Annotated in this window: 15 protein-coding genes; 14 read left to right on the top strand and 1 reads right to left on the bottom strand. The window is 49.1% G+C overall.

Features of this window, described 5'->3' with window-relative positions; all coding sequences use genetic code 11:
- Positions 1 to 122 precede the first annotated feature (122 nt).
- The 3 genes from POF51_RS19835 to POF51_RS19825 are packed head-to-tail and all read left to right on the top strand — an operon-like array spanning position 123 to position 1,907.
- On the top strand, positions 123 to 1,046 hold the full coding sequence (locus tag POF51_RS19835; RefSeq protein ID WP_017250718.1) for an NAD(P)/FAD-dependent oxidoreductase: 924 nt from the start codon (positions 123 to 125) through the stop codon (positions 1,044 to 1,046).
- 21 nt (positions 1,047 to 1,067) lie between these two features.
- Positions 1,068 to 1,316 (top strand): glutaredoxin family protein, encoded by a 249-nt coding sequence (locus POF51_RS19830; RefSeq protein ID WP_069846112.1) that lies wholly within the window; start codon positions 1,068 to 1,070, stop codon positions 1,314 to 1,316.
- Positions 1,317 to 1,352: 36 nt separating this feature from the next.
- The gene (locus tag POF51_RS19825; protein WP_017250720.1) at positions 1,353 to 1,907 is read left to right on the top strand and encodes a peroxiredoxin; all 555 of its coding nucleotides are present in this window, start codon (positions 1,353 to 1,355) and stop codon (positions 1,905 to 1,907) included.
- A gap of 107 nt (positions 1,908 to 2,014) precedes the next feature.
- Here POF51_RS19825 and POF51_RS19820 read toward each other — a convergent pair whose 3' ends face one another.
- Positions 2,015 to 2,929 carry an NAD(P)/FAD-dependent oxidoreductase gene (locus POF51_RS19820; protein ID WP_069846110.1) on the bottom strand — a complete coding sequence of 305 codons (915 nt, stop codon included), beginning with the start codon at positions 2,927 to 2,929 and terminating at the stop codon, positions 2,015 to 2,017.
- Positions 2,930 to 3,328: 399 nt separating this feature from the next.
- On the opposite strand from POF51_RS19820, the gene POF51_RS19815 reads away from it, so the two are divergent.
- The 11 genes from POF51_RS19815 (at position 3,329) to POF51_RS19765 (ending at position 16,726) form a co-directional block, all read left to right on the top strand.
- Positions 3,329 to 5,551 (top strand): hypothetical protein, encoded by a 2,223-nt coding sequence (locus tag POF51_RS19815; RefSeq protein ID WP_069846108.1) that lies wholly within the window; start codon positions 3,329 to 3,331, stop codon positions 5,549 to 5,551.
- 21 nt (positions 5,552 to 5,572) lie between these two features.
- The gene (locus POF51_RS19810) at positions 5,573 to 6,757 is read left to right on the top strand and encodes a HEAT repeat domain-containing protein (RefSeq protein ID WP_069846105.1); all 1,185 of its coding nucleotides are present in this window, start codon (positions 5,573 to 5,575) and stop codon (positions 6,755 to 6,757) included.
- 17 nt (positions 6,758 to 6,774) lie between these two features.
- Entirely contained in the window at positions 6,775 to 8,217 is a 1,443-nt protein-coding gene (locus tag POF51_RS19805) for a glycosyltransferase family 2 protein (protein ID WP_017250724.1), read from the top strand.
- Positions 8,214 to 9,002 carry a response regulator transcription factor gene (locus tag POF51_RS19800; protein WP_069846103.1) on the top strand — a complete coding sequence of 263 codons (789 nt, stop codon included), beginning with the start codon at positions 8,214 to 8,216 and terminating at the stop codon, positions 9,000 to 9,002. The genes POF51_RS19805 and POF51_RS19800 overlap by 4 nt, the downstream gene beginning before the upstream one ends.
- Positions 9,003 to 9,033: 31 nt before the next feature.
- Positions 9,034 to 10,395 carry a nucleotide sugar dehydrogenase gene (locus POF51_RS19795; RefSeq protein WP_017250726.1) on the top strand — a complete coding sequence of 454 codons (1,362 nt, stop codon included), beginning with the start codon at positions 9,034 to 9,036 and terminating at the stop codon, positions 10,393 to 10,395.
- 44 nt (positions 10,396 to 10,439) lie between these two features.
- Positions 10,440 to 12,272 carry a glutamine--fructose-6-phosphate transaminase (isomerizing) gene (gene glmS / locus POF51_RS19790; RefSeq protein ID WP_069846101.1) on the top strand — a complete coding sequence of 611 codons (1,833 nt, stop codon included), beginning with the start codon at positions 10,440 to 10,442 and terminating at the stop codon, positions 12,270 to 12,272.
- A gap of 56 nt (positions 12,273 to 12,328) precedes the next feature.
- Complete coding sequence (locus POF51_RS19785; RefSeq protein WP_017250728.1) at positions 12,329 to 12,535, top strand: hypothetical protein; 207 nt, start codon at positions 12,329 to 12,331, stop codon at positions 12,533 to 12,535.
- A complete protein-coding gene (glmU, locus tag POF51_RS19780) occupies positions 12,532 to 13,554 on the top strand; it encodes a bifunctional UDP-N-acetylglucosamine diphosphorylase/glucosamine-1-phosphate N-acetyltransferase GlmU (RefSeq protein WP_271755946.1) in 1,023 nt (340 codons plus the stop codon). Before POF51_RS19785 ends, glmU begins: the two co-directional genes overlap by 4 nt.
- Positions 13,555 to 13,601: 47 nt before the next feature.
- The gene (locus tag POF51_RS19775) at positions 13,602 to 14,468 is read left to right on the top strand and encodes a hypothetical protein (protein WP_244521711.1); all 867 of its coding nucleotides are present in this window, start codon (positions 13,602 to 13,604) and stop codon (positions 14,466 to 14,468) included.
- Positions 14,469 to 14,471: 3 nt separating this feature from the next.
- On the top strand, positions 14,472 to 16,151 hold the full coding sequence (locus tag POF51_RS19770) for a hypothetical protein (RefSeq protein WP_271755944.1): 1,680 nt from the start codon (positions 14,472 to 14,474) through the stop codon (positions 16,149 to 16,151).
- A 68-nt stretch (positions 16,152 to 16,219) separates the two neighbouring features.
- On the top strand, positions 16,220 to 16,726 hold the full coding sequence (locus POF51_RS19765; RefSeq protein WP_271755943.1) for a hypothetical protein: 507 nt from the start codon (positions 16,220 to 16,222) through the stop codon (positions 16,724 to 16,726).
- The last annotated feature ends 12 nt before the right edge of the window (positions 16,727 to 16,738 follow it).

The following is a 16,738-nucleotide window of genomic DNA, read 5'->3' as shown; positions in this document are numbered from 1 at the left end:
ATAAGACCTTATTTAAAATTATTATAAAAAGATATTGACTTTAAAATTATATCAAGTAAAATGATAATTGTTCCTAGTTGATAATAATTATAATTTGATAATAAAGAAAGGGGGAGCCGTTCATGTATGATGTCATCATCATCGGCGGAGGACCAGCTGGTGCTTCCGCTGCCATTTATACAGCTCGTGGAAATCTAAAGACGCTCGTCATCGATAAGGCACCCGGAACAGGGGCACTTGCCCTGACACATAAAATCGCCAACTACCCAGGGGTGGAAGGCGAGATGACTGGAAAAGAACTGTTGGATAAAATGCGCAGACAAGCGGAGGGCTTCGGTGCAGAATTCATCCAGACTACGATTTCTGCGGTAGATGTAGAGGATGAGGAAAAAAGCATCTTCACGGCGCATGGTACTTTTGAAGCGAAGGCCGTGATCGTAGCGACTGGTTCCAAAGGACGTAATCGTATGCTTCCAGGAGAAGAGCAATTGCTCGGGCGAGGCGTAAGCACTTGTGCGACATGCGACGGAGCTTTTTATGAAGGCAAGCATGTTGCGGTCATCGGTGATACGGAGGAAGCATTGGAAGAAGCGCATGCACTGACCAAATTTACGGAAAAAATCACTTTCTTGGTGCCGCGTGCTGATCTTCAAGGGGTAGAAGAATTACCTGAGCTGCCGAACACGGAAATACATTTCCGTACACGCCCGTTGGAAATTGTGGGAGAGAAGTCGGTCGAAGGGTTGCGCATTCGCACAGCAGAAGGAACAGAAGAAATGCTGTCCGTAGATGGAGTATTCGTCTTCCTGTCTGGCAGCAAGCCGGGTACCGATTTCTTGGATGGACAAGTTCCCCTCGATGAGGAAGGATTTATGATGCTAGATGAGTTCATGCAGTCTTCTGTTCCAGGCGTATTTGGAGCGGGTGAAGTGCGCAAAACCCCTGTGAAGCAAGCCGTAGTCGCTGCGGCAGACGGTGCTATCGCAGCTATGGCTGTAGACAAATACATCAACAAGCGTTCCAAAGTTGTCCCTCAATATAAATAGAAGAAACGGAGAGAAACAATCATGGCACAAGCAATCGTATACTCTAGCACGAATTGCAACTTCTGCAAGCAGTTGAAGACGTATTTGACAGAACAAAACATTTCTTTCGAAGAGCGAAACATCGATGAAAAAGAAGAGTACTTCCATGAGCTGAGCCGTTTAGGAATGATGTCTGTTCCCTTGACACTCATTGGCGAGAAGCAAATTTTGGGCTTCAACCCAACACGTATCAAAAAAGCACTGACAGCATTGGAAGAGGCTGCGAAGTAATTTTCATCAGAAACCATATAAAAGGAGAGATTTATCATGACAACACAGCAAACGATTCAACTTCAAGTAGGAAAACCAGCACCTGACTTTCACATGCTCACGACCAAAAACCTCGAGACACTGGAAGAACGTGTGTCGCTGGCTGATTACAAAGGAAAATGGCTGATTTTGTTCTTCTGGCCGTTTGACTTCACATTCGTTTGCCCGACAGAGGTAACTTCGTTTAGTGACAACATGGAAGAGTTCGAAGATTTGGATTGCGAAGTGCTGGGCGTATCCACGGATAGCGTACATACGCACCGGGCATGGATCAAAACACCACGAGATGAAAACGGCATCGGTGAAGTAAACTTCCCGCTTGCGAGCGATTTCAAAAAAGAGACGGCACGAGCTTATGGTGTCTTGGACGAAGAGACTGGTGCCGCTCACCGTGGCTTGTTCATCATCGATCCAGACGGCATTCTGCGCTACCAAGTGGTAACTGACATGAACGTAGGCCGCAGCGTTGCAGAGACGACTCGTATTTTGCAAGCCCTGCAAGCTGGCGGTCTGTGCCCGGCGAACTGGAAGCCAGGACAGAAGACGTTGTAATCATAAAGGAGCCATTGCTTCTATAATAAAGAAGAGGGACAATCCCACCCGTCAATGCAGACGGAGGGATTGTCCTTTTTTTATGAAAGGAACATGTCGAGATGGAGTTAACGTTGACGATTCCATTCCTCTAAAAGCAGTTCGTTGTTGATACTCATTCCAGCCGCAGAGCCTAGAGCTGCGGCAGTAATCACCTGGTACTGTGTAGTTGCTGCATCACCTGCACTGTAGACACCCGGTACGCTCGTTTTCCCAAAGCTGTCGACGATGACCGTTCCTGCTTCCGTTACCTGGCAACCTAATGCTTTCGGCAAGTCAGATCCAGCTACGAGCTTGGGAGCAAAAAAGATCCCCGTGCACGAAATGCTATTGCCATCTGTAAGCTCAACACGCTGCACCATCCCATCGACAGAGTCAATGCATTCAATCGGGGAGTCAAAGACAGGAACGCGATGCTGCAACAGCTCCAACCTTTGTTCTTCTGTGAATTCATCTGGTCCATTGGTGCAAATGGTGTATTGATTAGTCCAACCAGACAGCATTTTTGCCAAATGCAATGCCTTTTCTCCGTTGGCGATCAAGACGAGTGGCTGGTCGCGTAATTCCCATCCATCGCAATATGGGCAGACAAAAGCACTTTTTCCATACACTTCTGCTAATCCGTTAACAGGCAAAGGGAGATCCTTCATTCCCACTGCGAACAGCAGCTTTTTGCTTTGATAAGTCGTTCCCTGTGCAGTCGTAATGAGAAAGCTACCATCGTGTCCTGTGATCGTTACAGCTGTATCCTCCACGAAATGGACAGAGGGGTAGGCGCTGATTTGCTCCCTTGCAATGTGGCGAAAATCGCTCGGAGTGATGCCGTCTCTCGTAAGAAAGCCATGCGACTCCCGTGTAACGCGATTGCGTGGACGGCCTTCATCGATAACGACCACACTTTTTCTTGCCCTGCCAAGTGCGAGAGCGGCACTCATACCTGCTGGTCCGCCGCCAATAATCCCTACATCGATAAGTTTATTCATGCTTACATACCACCTTTATAGATCCTTTATATCTATAATAAACAAACCTTTTTAAGAGTCAAGCTGAGAAACACTTTATATTCTTTTTGTAAATAATCCCTTATGTCGACAAAATCTACCGACTTCCAAATAGTAGCAACCTACCATTTTCACTAGCGAAAAGGAAAAAAAAGGAACGAGTAAATGTACCCAGTCGCCAAAAAATGTGGGCCAGAAGACAGGGCGGGTTGCAGGACTTCCCTACAAAAAACGTAGGACGTTGGAGGCGAATCCGTCCCAACATTACAATTTCATGACAAATCTGAAAAAGACACAATAGTGAATTTTGTCTATGGGAACGATTTGCTTCCTATGTTTACAATGACTGTGACGTGGCAACATATCGGAGGTTGACGAGAAATGGAGCCAACAAAAAAGAAAAGATGGCGCTGGATGAGCCTGACCATGTTGTTCGTGGTGGGGGCAAGTGCCTTCTGGTGGTTTTGGGCAGCAGATCGTGTCGAAAGCATGGAGACGACTACAGGTGCTCAATTAAAATTTCGCGCGAATGGCGAGCTGTTCGAGGTCTATCAGAATCAGAAATGGCAGCCCTTTTTTGCGAAAGGCGTCAATCTGGGGGCATCGTTACCGGGTCATTATCCGGGTGAGCTTCCCATCACAAGAGAGGATTACATGCGCTGGTTCGCGATGATCGACGAGATGGGAGCGAACGTCATTCGTGTGTATACCATCCATTCTCCTGTCTTTTATGAAGCATTGGTCGATTACAATCGGCGAAAAGAAGGGGACCCTCTCTATTTGATGCAGGGCATTTGGAGTCCAGAAGAGCTGTTGATTGAAAAGAAAGACGCCTATCTACCAGAGATTCGCGAGGAGTTTCGACAGGAAATCAGGGATGCAGTCGGCGCTGTTTACGGAGACATCACTCTGCCAGAAAAACCGGGAAAGGCAAGTGGTACATACCGTGCCAATGCGGGCAAATACTTGATCGGCTGGCACACAGGGACCGAGTGGGACCCCGTGATGGTGCAAAACACCAACCGCCTGCATCAAAAAGTTGCTCCTTATCAAGGGAAGTACTTCCACGCGACACCGAATGCAACCGCTTTTGAGACATGGCTTGCTGAAATGGTGGATACCGTCGCAATGGAAGAGAGGAAGTATGGTTGGCAGCATCCGATGACCTTCACCAATTGGGTGACAACAGACCCCTTATCGCATCCGGGAGAGCCGATCCATCATGAGGATTTGGTCAGTGTCGATCCTACCCATATAGAGCCAACGCAGTGGGAGGCAGGCTACTTCGCTTCCTATCACGTGTACCCGTATTATCCGGATTTCTTCCGCTACGACACTACCCTGCAACAGCTGAAGAACGATGCAGGGCAAATCGATACGTACAAAGCGTATTTGCGACAACTGAAGCAATATCACAAAAACATGCCGATCATGGTGACGGAATTCGGGGTCCCGGCATCGGTGGGAGTCGCCCATCTGGGCAATTTGGGGCGCAATCAGGGTGGTCATTCAGAAAAGCAGCAGGGAGAGATCGATGTCGAGCTATTGCAGGAAATCCATCAGGAAGGGTATGCAGGAGCAATCGTATTCGTCTGGCAGGACGAGTGGTTCAAAAAAACGTGGAACACGATGCGTTTTGAGTTGCCGGAAGATCGGCGCTCCCTGTGGATCAACGTCTTGACCAACGAGTCTCTGTTTGGAGTCCTAGGCATGTTCCCGAACAAAGAAGGCGTGCTGACCATCGATGGGGATCGCACAGATTGGGATCAGCTCGTGCCGGAAGAGAAGCAACGCCTCGATGTTCAAGTCCCAGGCATCGACGAAATCTGGATGACACATGATGAAGGGTACGTCTATTTCCTTGCTCAATTGAAGGAAGAGTTTGACCCTGCAAAACAACAGCTCTATGTGGGCGTTGATACGATTCCTGGCGGGAACAAGCATGCTGCTCAGCTTCCCGGCCTGACGCTGGATGAGGGGCTAGAGACGCTGATCGCGTTGGGAAAAGCAGACGAGAGCCAGATTCAAATCGCTGCCAATTACGACTTTCATGCACGCTTATACGGAAAACGCTACGGCATGCTTGCGGTCAAGGAAGAGGAGAAAAAAGACAATTCCGGGATTTTCAAGCCGTGGAAGCTGGCCGTTAGCCTGAAGATGGAGCCGCCAGACAGCAAGAAGTACTATCCGATGGAGGAAGTCGATGTCGGCAAGCTGATCCGGGGAACAACAGATGCCCAAGACCCACAGTACGACTCACGAACTGCGTGGCAAACGAAGGGCAAAGTGGTAGAGCTGAGAGTACCGTGGATGCTGCTTGGATTTACAGACCCGAGCTCCTTGTCCGTTATGAGCTATGAGGATGATGGCAAAAGCTTCACGACGAAGAAGACAAAAGGCATACGCATCCTGCCGCTCCTGGTGGATACAGCGACCAAACAAATCGTCGGGCAAAACGATTATGCAGTGACGAAGCTCCCGATGTATACATGGCAAGGCTGGGAGCAGGTCGGCTATCACGAACGCAAAAAACAGAGCTATTCCATACTAAAAAAAGCATTCCATGAGATTGAGGCTCCGGTGAAGCTGGGGACTCAGCCTTGATTGGATAGGAGAGTGGCAAACGTGCAAACACCATTGGCGACGGCAATTGTTTTTCTGTACGCGCTATGTGGATTGACAGTACTAGGCTTGATTGTCTTGTTCGCACTGAAGCTACGCAACATTTCGGTGGAGAAACAGACCATGCGTTGTCTGGAAAAATATCGCGACTATTTCGTTTACCTGCAAGCACACGGGGAAGAAGAGGAGCGCTTGCAAGTGCCTTATGGCGTAGTAACGCAAAAAGAAAAGCAAATCATTCAGAAAAAGCTGTTTGAGCTGATGGAGCGGGTCACAGGCATACATCGGGACAAGCTGATCTGGCTGTGCGAAGATATGGGACTCGTAGAGCTGGACATGCAAAGACTAAATGGCAGGTGGAAATGGACGAGAGTGGATGCCGCTTACAATTTGGGGATCATGCGCTCCAAGCTCGCCGTGCCTGCCCTCTTAACCTTCCTGCAAAAAAACACGAATGACACCAGTGTTTTTATCATTGCGCGCTCCGTCGCCAAATGTGCACGAAACACAGAAGATTTGCAGGAAATGGTGACCCACGTTGTCGGAGCGAAGAAAAATGTCCACCAGCTTATCGTGGACATCATCAGTGATTCGCAGGTGGATACGGCACCGCTTTTTGCACAGTTTTTACAAGAATCCGATGCTGAACTGGTCCAAATCGGATTGATTGGCTACACCGTTCATGTCCAGCCCGGCATTGAGCCTGCCCTATACCAGCTCATTCAATCACCTGACAAGGAAGTCCGAATTAAGGCAGTCAAGCTCATGTGTCGGGATATCCGCTATATGAATGAGCAGACAGTCACTGACTTTATGAATCACAAAGATTGGGAAATTCGCGCAATGGCAGCGAAGGCAATTGGCTCACTGAAATTGCTTTCGTACATTCCTTTGCTGAAAAAGGCGGTGGGCGATGCGAACTGGTGGGTTCGTCATCACAGTGCACGCAGTCTGGCACAGCTAGAGGTCGAAGGCTTTGCGGCCCTATGTGAAATTTTGCAGGAAGAGAGAAATGGTCATAAGAGCGAGATGGCTCATCAAGTGATCCAGGAGGAGCTGGAAAAAGAGAAGCTGGTTTTACAGGGTGCGACAGCGACAGAGAAGCTCGTGCAATACAACGAAAAGCTGCATTTGTACCGCAAGTCGTATCGCAAAACGATCTCCACGGTTCATGCATTGGAAAGATAGAGCGAAAGGAGGCTGTCATGAGAGATTTTCTACTTTACTACGGAGTATTTGCGGTCTATTACGTTATCGCGATCAACTCTTTGTACTTCATCATCATGCTGTTCTCGTTCAAGAGCATCATGGGAATCTTAAAAAGCTCCATCTATTCGAGATTCCAGACACTTTCAGGCTCTGAGCACGTTCCGCCGATTTCGATTCTCGTGCCGGCTTACAATGAGGAACTGACGATTATTGAAAATGTAAGGTCGCTCTTATCCTTGAACTATCCACGCTACGAGGTACTCGTAGTCAACGATGGATCAAAGGATGCTACCTTGCAGGTAATGATTAACGAGTTTTCAATGGTTTACTCCGAGCACATGCCGGTACAGCCGCTTCTTCATACGTCGAAGATCAGGGGAGTCTACCATAATCCGGCTTTTCCGAATCTGTATTTGATCGACAAAGAGAACGGAGGAAAAGCTGACTCGCTCAATGCGGGGATCAATCTCTCCCACTATCCGTTGATCGCTTCTATTGATGCAGATTCCTTGCTGGAAAAAGACGCGCTGATTCGCATTGCGAAGGTGTATATGGAAAACCCGGATGAAACAGTAGCCATCGGCGGAGATATCCGTATTGCCAACGGCTGCAAGATCGAGGACGGTGTCGTGAAGGACATTCGTTTGCCAGACAAGTTTTTGCCGATGATGCAATCCGTCGAATACCTCAAGGCGTTTCTCGGGGGACGGATCGGCTGGAGTGCGATCAACGGATTGATTATCGTTTCAGGCGCATTCGGTGTTTTTCGCAAGGATTACATCATCAAGGTAGGCGGCTATCGCGAGGGGTATCCGGGTGAAGACATGAACATCATCATCAAGTTACACAAGTACATGCTGGAAAACAAGCTGCCGTACCGCGTGGCATTTTGCCCCGATGCGGTCTGCTGGACACAAGCGCCGGATACACTCAAAATTTTGGGCAGTCAACGGCGCAGATGGGGACGCGGCAATCTGAAAAACATGATTGAGTACGGCAGACACATGGCGTTTCGCCCCAAGTACAAGCTATTCGGAATGCTCACGCTACCGTTCAATATCTTGTTTGAAACCTTGAATCCGTATTTTCGCATCACGGGTCTATTGGCCCTCATCGGTTATACCATGCTGGATATGACCAACGGCTACGTCCTCTTAATCTACGGCTTGCTCAATGTGCTGTATGGCATGCTGCTTGGTATTGGCTCCTTATTGCTGGAGGAAATCGCGTTTCGACGGTATCCGCGTTTTCGAGACATCGTCAAAATGCTTTTCTATACGATTCTGATGTTCTTCGGCTATCGGCAAATCGGCGTCATCTGGAGATTCCTCGGTCATATTGAATATTTGCGCAACAACAACTCGTGGGGAACGATGACGCGGACGAGTTGGCAGACGAAGGGCAGCGAAAACATTTCAAGTTTGGAGGCTAGATCATGAGTAATCTCGTACCTGTTTTTTACGAGCATCTGAGCAAGATGGAAGAGAAACAATTGGCGTGTGGGGTTATTCTGGCGGCTTGCAAAACCCTCACCAAAGAGTCAATGGAGCTGATCAAGCAAGACCTGGGCACTCGTTCAGGAGACGGCTCCGAGATTGCTTTGCACTACGCGTATGACAAAAACAAGCAGCTCTTCGGAATACTGCTTGAGGGACAGAAGCTCTCGAACACCCATTTCTATGCTTTGCGTGTAAAAGATTATTTGCAAGAGCACAAACTGCTTGCGGGCAGCCTCTTGATTGCGAGTTTTCCCGAAAGCTCGCGCTCGTCCGGTCAAATGCTGATGCGGATGATCCAAGAGATGAGAGAGCCAGGCGCTCAGGGGGAGATCAAGATTTATGAGCAGAATCCCGCGCAAAAAGAGGAGCCGGCAAGTATTTTACTGGTTAACCATGATGAGACTGTCAACGAGTTTTTGAGTATTTACTTTCAGCGCAAAGGGTATCTCGTTACGGTAGCCAATGACGGGATGGATGGCATGGAAAAATATCAGGCGGTCGCTCCTGATCTGGTAATTACTGACCTAAATCTTCCTATCCTCAATGGATACCAGCTCATGGAAAAAATCAAGCATATCAGCGCTTCCATGAGCAAGATTATGGTGCTCACAGACAAACGTCTGGAAGAAGATGTGCAGAAATCATTTGCGATGGGAGCATCTGACTACATTACCAAGCCATTCTCCCCGGTAGAACTGGAAGCCAGGGTGAAAAGGCTGATATAAATTCTAGAAAGAGAAAGGGAGAGAAACGAGGATGGCGAGATACGAGGAACTGCAACAAAAGATTCAACGAAAGACAGCGAGAGTGGGTGTCATTGGGCTTGGGTATGTAGGGTTACCGCTGGCGGTAGAGACGATCAAGAGTGGTTATACCGTAATCGGAATCGATCTGCATGGCGGGAAAATCGAGAGCCTAAAAAGAGGAGAGTCTTACGTACAGGATATTTCCAATGAAACCTTGCAGGAATGCCTCGCGACCAATCGCTTTTTTCCGACGACTGATTATAGCGTAATCGAAGAGCTGGATGCGATCAGCATTTGCGTTCCTACTCCACTCAGTCCCAATCAGGACCCAGACACCTCTTACATTACAAGCGTTGTCGAGCAAATCAAGAGATTCATGAAAAGAGGAATGCTCATTACGCTGGAGAGCACAACCTATCCGGGAACGACGGAAGAGCTGATCCAGCGCGAATTTGAAAAGCTGGGCTATCGTGCTGGCATCGACTTTTTCCTCTGCTACTCGCCGGAGAGGGTCGATCCGGGCAATCGCAAATACAGTACGTACAATACGCCAAAGGTGATCGGCGGGACGACAGAACGTTGCATGGAGTTAGGCACACTCTTGTATGGCAGCCTGGTTAAAACAGTCGTGCCAGTCTCCTCGCCAAAGGTGGCGGAGATGTCCAAGCTTTTGGAAAACACCTTCCGTAGCGTCAATATTGCCTTCATGAATGAGATGGCAATGATGTGCGACAGAATGGGCATCAATGTTTGGGAAGTAATCAAGGCCGCATCGACCAAGCCTTTTGGGTTCATGCCGTTTTACCCGGGACCCGGAATCGGTGGGCATTGCATACCGCTCGATCCGATGTATTTGTCGTGGAAGGCCAAGGGCTTTCGTTTTCACAGCCAATTTATTGAGATCGCCCAATCGATTAACGACAACATGCCGGACTATGTGCGCAATAAGACTGCACAGGTGCTCAACATTTACGCCAAAGCAATCAACAGCTCGCGCATCTTGATTCTCGGCATGGCCTACAAGCCGGAAGTAGATGACCTGCGTGAATCACCTGGGCTGGAGATTTACGAGCTGTTCAAGAATAGCGGAGCAACTGTCGACTATTACGACCCGTATGCGCAGAGCTTTGTGAATAAAAAAGGCGAGATCGTCCATTCCATTGCCAATGACTATGAGGCATTCAAGACTTACGATTGCATGGTGCTCATTACGAATCACCAATGCTTTGCCTATCAGGAGCTGGCGGACTTGGGAGTGGCCATTATCGATACACGCAATGCGTTTGAGGGCATCACGAATCCGAATGTATATCGCATCGGAACCTCCGTCGCTATCAGGCAGGAGAAGGAAGTCGTCAGCTTGCTCGCATAATACAAAGTCCGAACATTTTACGCAACAAGGGAGGAACCGAAGACATGTGCGGAATTATGGGATATATCGGGAACAGGGAAGCGCAGCCGATTCTAATCAATGGGCTGCGAAAGCTGGAATACAGAGGCTACGATTCAGCTGGCATTGCGATTTGTGACGGAGCAACCATCGGCATTCGCAAGGCAAAAGGCAGAATTGACGTACTGGAGAGCCAAACCCAGAAGTCCGGCTTGCAGGGCTCCATCGGCATTGGTCATACGCGCTGGGCGACTCACGGAAGACCGTCTGACGAAAACTCTCATCCTCATTTTGATCAATCCGGCAAGTTCTCGATCGTGCATAACGGCATTATCGAAAACTATCTGGATCTCAAGCAGGAGTTGATCGAAAAGGGCGTGACGTTTACTTCGGAGACGGACACGGAGGTCATCGTGCACCTTTTGGCGCAGGAATACGACAACAACCTGGTTGCGGCAGTACAGAAGGTCGCTGGCAAAATTCGCGGAGCATTTGCCCTCGGTGTGATGACGGAGCATGAGCCTGACAAGCTGATTGCAGTTCGTATGGCGAGCCCGTTGATTATCGGGGTAGGGGAGAATGAGAATTTCATTGGTTCTGATATCCCGGCGATCCTGGAGCATACGCGCGATGTGTACGTTCTCGAAGATGGAGACCTGGCGATTCTGACCAAAGATTCTGTTCACGTCATGCGTCTGGATACGACGGAGCCAATTGAGCGAGAGCTGGTGCGGATTGAGTGGGATAAGGAGCAAGCGGAAAAAGACGGCTTTGCTCACTATATGCAAAAGGAAATTTACGAGCAGCCGCGCGCCCTGCGTAATACCATGACAGGTCGAATCGATGCTACCCAGCAAAAGGTTATTTTTCCTAATCTTCAGTTATCAGAAGTGAATGCCAAGCGTGTGGAGAAAATCTACATTGTCGCATGCGGTACCGCTTATCATGCAGGCTTGATCGGCAAGCATGTGATCGAGCGACTGGCACAGATTCCGGTAGAAGTAGATGTAGCGTCGGAGTTTCGTTACCGTCGCCCACTCTTTCAACCTCATACACTTACGATTGCCGTCAGCCAATCAGGGGAGACAGCAGATACGTTGGCAGCCATGCGTGAAGCCAAACGAAACGGATCAGCCGTACTCGCTATTACGAATGTAGTCGGCAGCTCGATTGCCCGTGATGCCGATGACGTGATTACGACAAATGCAGGTCCGGAAATCGCGGTGGCTTCGACGAAGGCATACACCTCGCAGCTGATTGCGTTTTACTTGCTCGGCATCTATTTGGCGCAAGCGAAGGGGACACTGGACGCTCACACCCGTGCTTCACTGCTTCACCAACTGACCGCACTCCCGGATCAAGTCGAGCATATTCTCGCGCATGCGGATGAGATACGTCATTTCGCTGAATCGATTAAGGACGAGCAGCATCTGTTTTTTATCGGACGAGGACTCGATCATGCCGTATCTATGGAAGGCTCGCTCAAGCTGAAGGAAATCTCATATATTCACTCGGAGGCGTATGCGGCAGGGGAGCTAAAGCACGGCACGCTGGCGCTAATCGAAGAGGGAACGAGAGTGATTGCCTTGGCTACACAGGATGAGCTGCATGAGAAAATGATCAGTAATATTACAGAAGTAAAAGCCCGTGGAGCAAAAGTTCTCGGTATTACCTTAGATGGACATGTAGAGCTGCATCGCTCGGTTGATGATGTTTGCCTGATTCCGCAGACAGATGCCTTGCTTACACCTGTTCTAGGCGTTATCCCCCTCCAGCTCATTTCCTATTACACTTCTGTTGCGCTCGGGAATGACGTAGATCGTCCACGAAATTTGGCCAAAAGTGTAACAGTTGAGTAAACACAAACGTCAGTCGTTATGAAGTAAGACAGGAATGAAGAAAGGGGGAACGATGAATGAACACCTCGAAGCGGACGTTGAATCAGGAGAAATTACTGGAGATTATGCTTCAGGCCTATCAGCTGGGCGTGCAGAGGAAAGACATTGATTTGACCATGATGATTGACACACTGACCTATGAATTGAAACCATACTTCGATAAGCAAATCCAACAAGGTCAGCTTGCAAAAGGGGAGCTGACCAAGACGGAGGCGATAGGATGAACATACATGCAGTAGTATTGGCAGCAGGAAAAGGAACCAGAATGAAATCTTCACTCTACAAGGTCATGCATCCAATATGCGGGAAGCCGATGATTAAGCATGTCGTAGAGACATTAGAAGCATTGTCACTTCGCCACTTGGTCGTCGTTGTCGGTCACGGAGCCGAAGTGGTCAAAGAGGAACTGAAAAACCGCGTTCAGTATGCGTATCAACCGGAACAGCTTGGGACCGCTCATGCTGTTTGGATGAGCCACGAAATTCTCGGGGCGCAGGATGGCGTGACGATTGTCATGAATGGTGATACACCACTCGTACAAGAACAGACGCTGCGAAGTTTGCTCGAGTATCACCAGCTCAAACAGGCAGCAGCCACGGTTTTGACCTCCATTGTGGACGAGCCTACTGGCTATGGCAGGATCATTCGCGACGAGAACGGCGATGTTCGAAAAATTATCGAGGAAAAAGACGCGACCTTGGGACAAAAAAAGGTGAACGAGATTAGCACCGGAATCTTTTGCTTCGACAATCAAAAGCTGTTTTCGATGCTGCCGATGGTCTCAAACGAAAATGCGCAAGGGGAGTTTTACTTGCCGGACGTCCTGGGTCTTTTGCAAGAGCAGGGTCATTTGGTAGCGGCGTTTGCAACGGATGATCCCGAAGAAGGCAATGGCGTCAATGATCGTGTGCAGCTCGCAGATTTGGAACAGCTGATGCGCAAGCGAATCAACGATTTCCATATGCGAAACGGAGTTACGATGATAGACCCGAGCTCGACGTACATCGATTCTGATGTAATGATCGGGCGTGATACGGTGCTCTATCCAGGAACCTGCCTTTTTGGCGACACGCAGATCGGTGAAGGCTGCCAGATCGGGCCGCACGCTTTGGTCAAAAACAAGAGCATCGAGGATTACACGAGAATTCAGCCGTTTTCAGCGGTTGACGGCAGTACGTTTGGTGAGCGGGCTTTTGCGGGAGTGGGTGCGACGACACAACAGTACGGTATCGACCAGCACTGATGCAGGTACTTCATCGATATAGCTGGCTTTGGATAGCGCTGCTCCTTGTGACAGTGGCTTCGATCATCATGCTGTCGTTGGCAAACACCCGCTCCGCACTGACAAAAGCAACCTGGATATGGGATGCCAAGCAAATGGAGACCCAAACCGATGAAATGATCGAGTTTGCCGAGAAAAACGACATCAACCTGATCTATCTTCACGTTGAACCAGCAGCAGTTGCGCCACAGACGTATCGTACCTTCATTGAAAAAGCCAACCAGGCAGGCATCAAAGTAGAGGCGCTTGGCGGTGACCCCAATTGGGCGTTAACAGCGAATCGCCAAAGCATCGATGATCTCATCTCCTGGGTGAAGGCGTTCAATCGCAGTGCCAAGTCAGATGAACGATTCTCGGGGATTCACGTCGATATCGAGCCGTATTTGTTGCCTGCATGGAAGGAAGACCAGGAAGAAATCGTCCGGCAATGGCTGAAAAATGTCAGCTATCTGGCAGCAGAGACGAAGAAGGATACGGATCTCGCTGTCGGTGCCGACTTGCCTTTTTGGATCGACTCCGTAAACGTTCCTGGCAGTGATGAGAAAGTGAGCAACTGGATGGTGCAGCGACTCGACAGTATTACACTAATGGCCTACCGCAATCAAGCCCTTGGGCAAAATGGGATCGTCGAAATCGTAGAAAAGATCGTCGATGATGCCAATGTACACAAAAAAGGGTCGGTCATCGTAGGCGTCAACATCATGGAAACGATGGAAGGCGCTCATGTGAGCTTTTATGAAGAAGGCACAGAAGAGATGAACAACCAGTTGGCCATTTTACAGGAGGAGCTGTCAAACAATCCGGCGTTTGCAGGAAGTGCGATCCATGATTACGAGAGCTGGAAGCACGCCAGTCAACGAGAGGGGCAACTTTGACGAATGAAAGCTGCGCGCATCTATTTGAGTGTTCTCTGCCTGACAGTCGGCTTTCTGTTCGGCTTTTCCCCCGCGGAGAAGAAGAGTAAAGCAACGTGGATCTGGCAATCCGAAATGATCGGGAGAGAGAAACAAGAGATTCTCGATTTCTGCAAAAGTAACGATATTAATCTCGTTTACTTGCGAATCGAAATGAACAAGCCCTATGAATACTACCGCGATTTTATCCGCGAAGCGACAGAGATGGGTATCGAGGTTCATGCGGTAGCCGGCCACCCGGCGTGGGCGCTCAAAAGCAATGAAAAGCGGATGATGAACATCGTCCACTGGGTAAAAAGCTACAACCGTGAAGCGCAAAAGAATGAGCGGATTCGCGGGATTCAGTTAGACATCGAGCCGTATCTTCTGCCATTTTGGGAGACTGATCAGAAGCGGATTATCCGTGAATGGCAAGCTAATGTGCAGGCGTTCACAGCCGAGGTGTCAAAAGATGAGGATTTGGTTGCCAGTGCAGCCATTCCATTTTGGCTGGACGATATTCCCGTGCCGGGACCAGAAGAGATATCCTTGTCCAAATGGATGATGAGCCAGTTTGATACGGTATGTATCATGGCGTATCGTGAAACACTTTCCGGTCAAAACGGCATCCTGAATTTGATTGATCAGGAAATGAAGGAAGCGGATGAATTAGAGACGCGTGTCTTGGTTGCTGTAAATTTAAAGCCGCTAGATGAAGACCACTCTTCTTTTGCAGAGGAAGGCCCGACTCTCATGAAACAGCAATTAGAGCAATTGCCTGCACATTTGGCACAGCATCCGTCCTTCTCTGGTGTCGCGATCCACGATTATCGCTACTGGAAGGAGGCGACTCCACTGCCCCCGGCAACGAAGCAGCGCTACAAAGGCACCTACATATGGCGTGCAGAATTAATTGGCACGGAAAAGGAGCAAATTCTCTCCTTTGCGGAACAAAACGGGGTGAATCTCCTCTATGTTCGTCTTGATTTGGAGCAGCCGACTTCCTATTATCGCGATTTCGTGAGAGAGGCTCGTGAAGCGGGGATCGAGGTTCATGCGATGGGCGGTCATCCGATTTGGGCGATGTCTGAAAGTCGGAGCAAGATCATGAAACTCGTGAATTGGGTGAAAGCCTACAATGAGTCTGTTTCGACAGAAGAGCAGTTTCACGGCATTCACTTAGATATCGAGCCATATGTCCTTCCTGTCTGGCGCGAGGATAAAGAGGCAGTCTTACGCCAGTGGATGGGCAACATCGAGGCTTTCGTTGAGGAGACCAAGAACGGAACTTCCTTAGAAGCAAGCGTCGACCTCGCTGCCTGGCTGGACAAGACACCGACTCCGGGTCAGCCCGAATTGCCGTTTTCGCATTGGATGATCAAACAGCTTGATCATACGACCTTGATGGCATTTCGCGATCGAGCTCCTGGCATCATCGGCTTGGTTGAAAATCAGATGAAGTACGCAGAGAGCCTCCAGAAAAAGCTGGTCGTCGCCGTGGAGACAAAAGAGAGCCACGAAGGGAACGGGATCACCTTTTATGAGGAAGGCATGGGCGAAATGGATCGGCAGTTGGATCTGGTGACAAAAGCACTGGATCGGTACTCCTCTTATTGGGGGCTCGCCATTCATGCTTATGACTACTGGAAAAACGGGAAAGAGTAGGCTGCCTGCACCATGCACCATTGTTGTACAATAGAAGAAAACGAGCGTCGGAAAGAGGAGAACAAGCCATGCGAGATGTGCAAAACCGACATCGAAATCTTCCGCAGCGTACGCCAGAGATGTTGTACAACGTGGTGCGCAAGTTTTACCGTGGAGCAGTCAGTCATTTTGACCTGATTCAGGAGAAAAAGCAAGAAGCACGTGCAGCCTTGGAAGCTGGTGACCACGACAAAATCCGTGCAGTCGTACACACGTTATTTTTGGAGTTCCATTTTTACGTGACCTGCTGGCTCCAGATTGAGCTTGCCCTGTATCGGCTGGCCCGTCAGGATGAACGCCTTGCGCAAGTGATGGAAAGATATCGACCATCGTTGGAAAAGCATGTAGCGGTACGGCAACTGTTGGATCAGACGGAGGCGTGTGTGGAGGCGCAGTTTCAACCAACCGGGGATGGATGGTCCTGCGTGCAGAATGATGCCTACATATTTGGTAGCATCATTTTTACAGTGGATGAAGAGAGTCTGCAAGATTTGCATGCCGTGTATCAGGCGATTTGGGAAAATGCAGACCGCTGAACTATCACTTAT

Source organism: Brevibacillus sp. AG (assembly GCF_028369215.1).
Lineage (GTDB): Bacteria > Bacillota > Bacilli > Brevibacillales > Brevibacillaceae > Brevibacillus > Brevibacillus porteri.
Note: the sequence above shows the minus strand (reverse complement) of the source record. Positions and strands in the feature narration are given on the sequence as shown.

Excerpts from the sequence above, each read along its gene's own strand:
- POF51_RS19835 (WP_017250718.1), top strand. The coding sequence starts at position 123 with ATGTATGATGTCATCATCATCGGCGGAGGACCAGCTGGTGCTTCCGCT.
- POF51_RS19830 (WP_069846112.1), top strand. The coding sequence starts at position 1,068 with ATGGCACAAGCAATCGTATACTCTAGCACGAATTGCAACTTCTGCAAG.
- POF51_RS19825 (WP_017250720.1), top strand. The coding sequence starts at position 1,353 with ATGACAACACAGCAAACGATTCAACTTCAAGTAGGAAAACCAGCACCT.
- POF51_RS19820 (WP_069846110.1), bottom strand. The coding sequence starts at position 2,929 with ATGAATAAACTTATCGATGTAGGGATTATTGGCGGCGGACCAGCAGGT.
- POF51_RS19815 (WP_069846108.1), top strand. The coding sequence starts at position 3,329 with ATGGAGCCAACAAAAAAGAAAAGATGGCGCTGGATGAGCCTGACCATG.
- POF51_RS19805 (WP_017250724.1), top strand. The coding sequence starts at position 6,775 with ATGAGAGATTTTCTACTTTACTACGGAGTATTTGCGGTCTATTACGTT.
- POF51_RS19800 (WP_069846103.1), top strand. The coding sequence starts at position 8,214 with ATGAGTAATCTCGTACCTGTTTTTTACGAGCATCTGAGCAAGATGGAA.
- POF51_RS19795 (WP_017250726.1), top strand. The coding sequence starts at position 9,034 with ATGGCGAGATACGAGGAACTGCAACAAAAGATTCAACGAAAGACAGCG.
- glmS (WP_069846101.1), top strand. The coding sequence starts at position 10,440 with ATGTGCGGAATTATGGGATATATCGGGAACAGGGAAGCGCAGCCGATT.
- POF51_RS19785 (WP_017250728.1), top strand. The coding sequence starts at position 12,329 with ATGAACACCTCGAAGCGGACGTTGAATCAGGAGAAATTACTGGAGATT.
- glmU (WP_271755946.1), top strand. The coding sequence starts at position 12,532 with ATGAACATACATGCAGTAGTATTGGCAGCAGGAAAAGGAACCAGAATG.
- POF51_RS19770 (WP_271755944.1), top strand. The coding sequence starts at position 14,472 with ATGAAAGCTGCGCGCATCTATTTGAGTGTTCTCTGCCTGACAGTCGGC.
- POF51_RS19765 (WP_271755943.1), top strand. The coding sequence starts at position 16,220 with ATGCGAGATGTGCAAAACCGACATCGAAATCTTCCGCAGCGTACGCCA.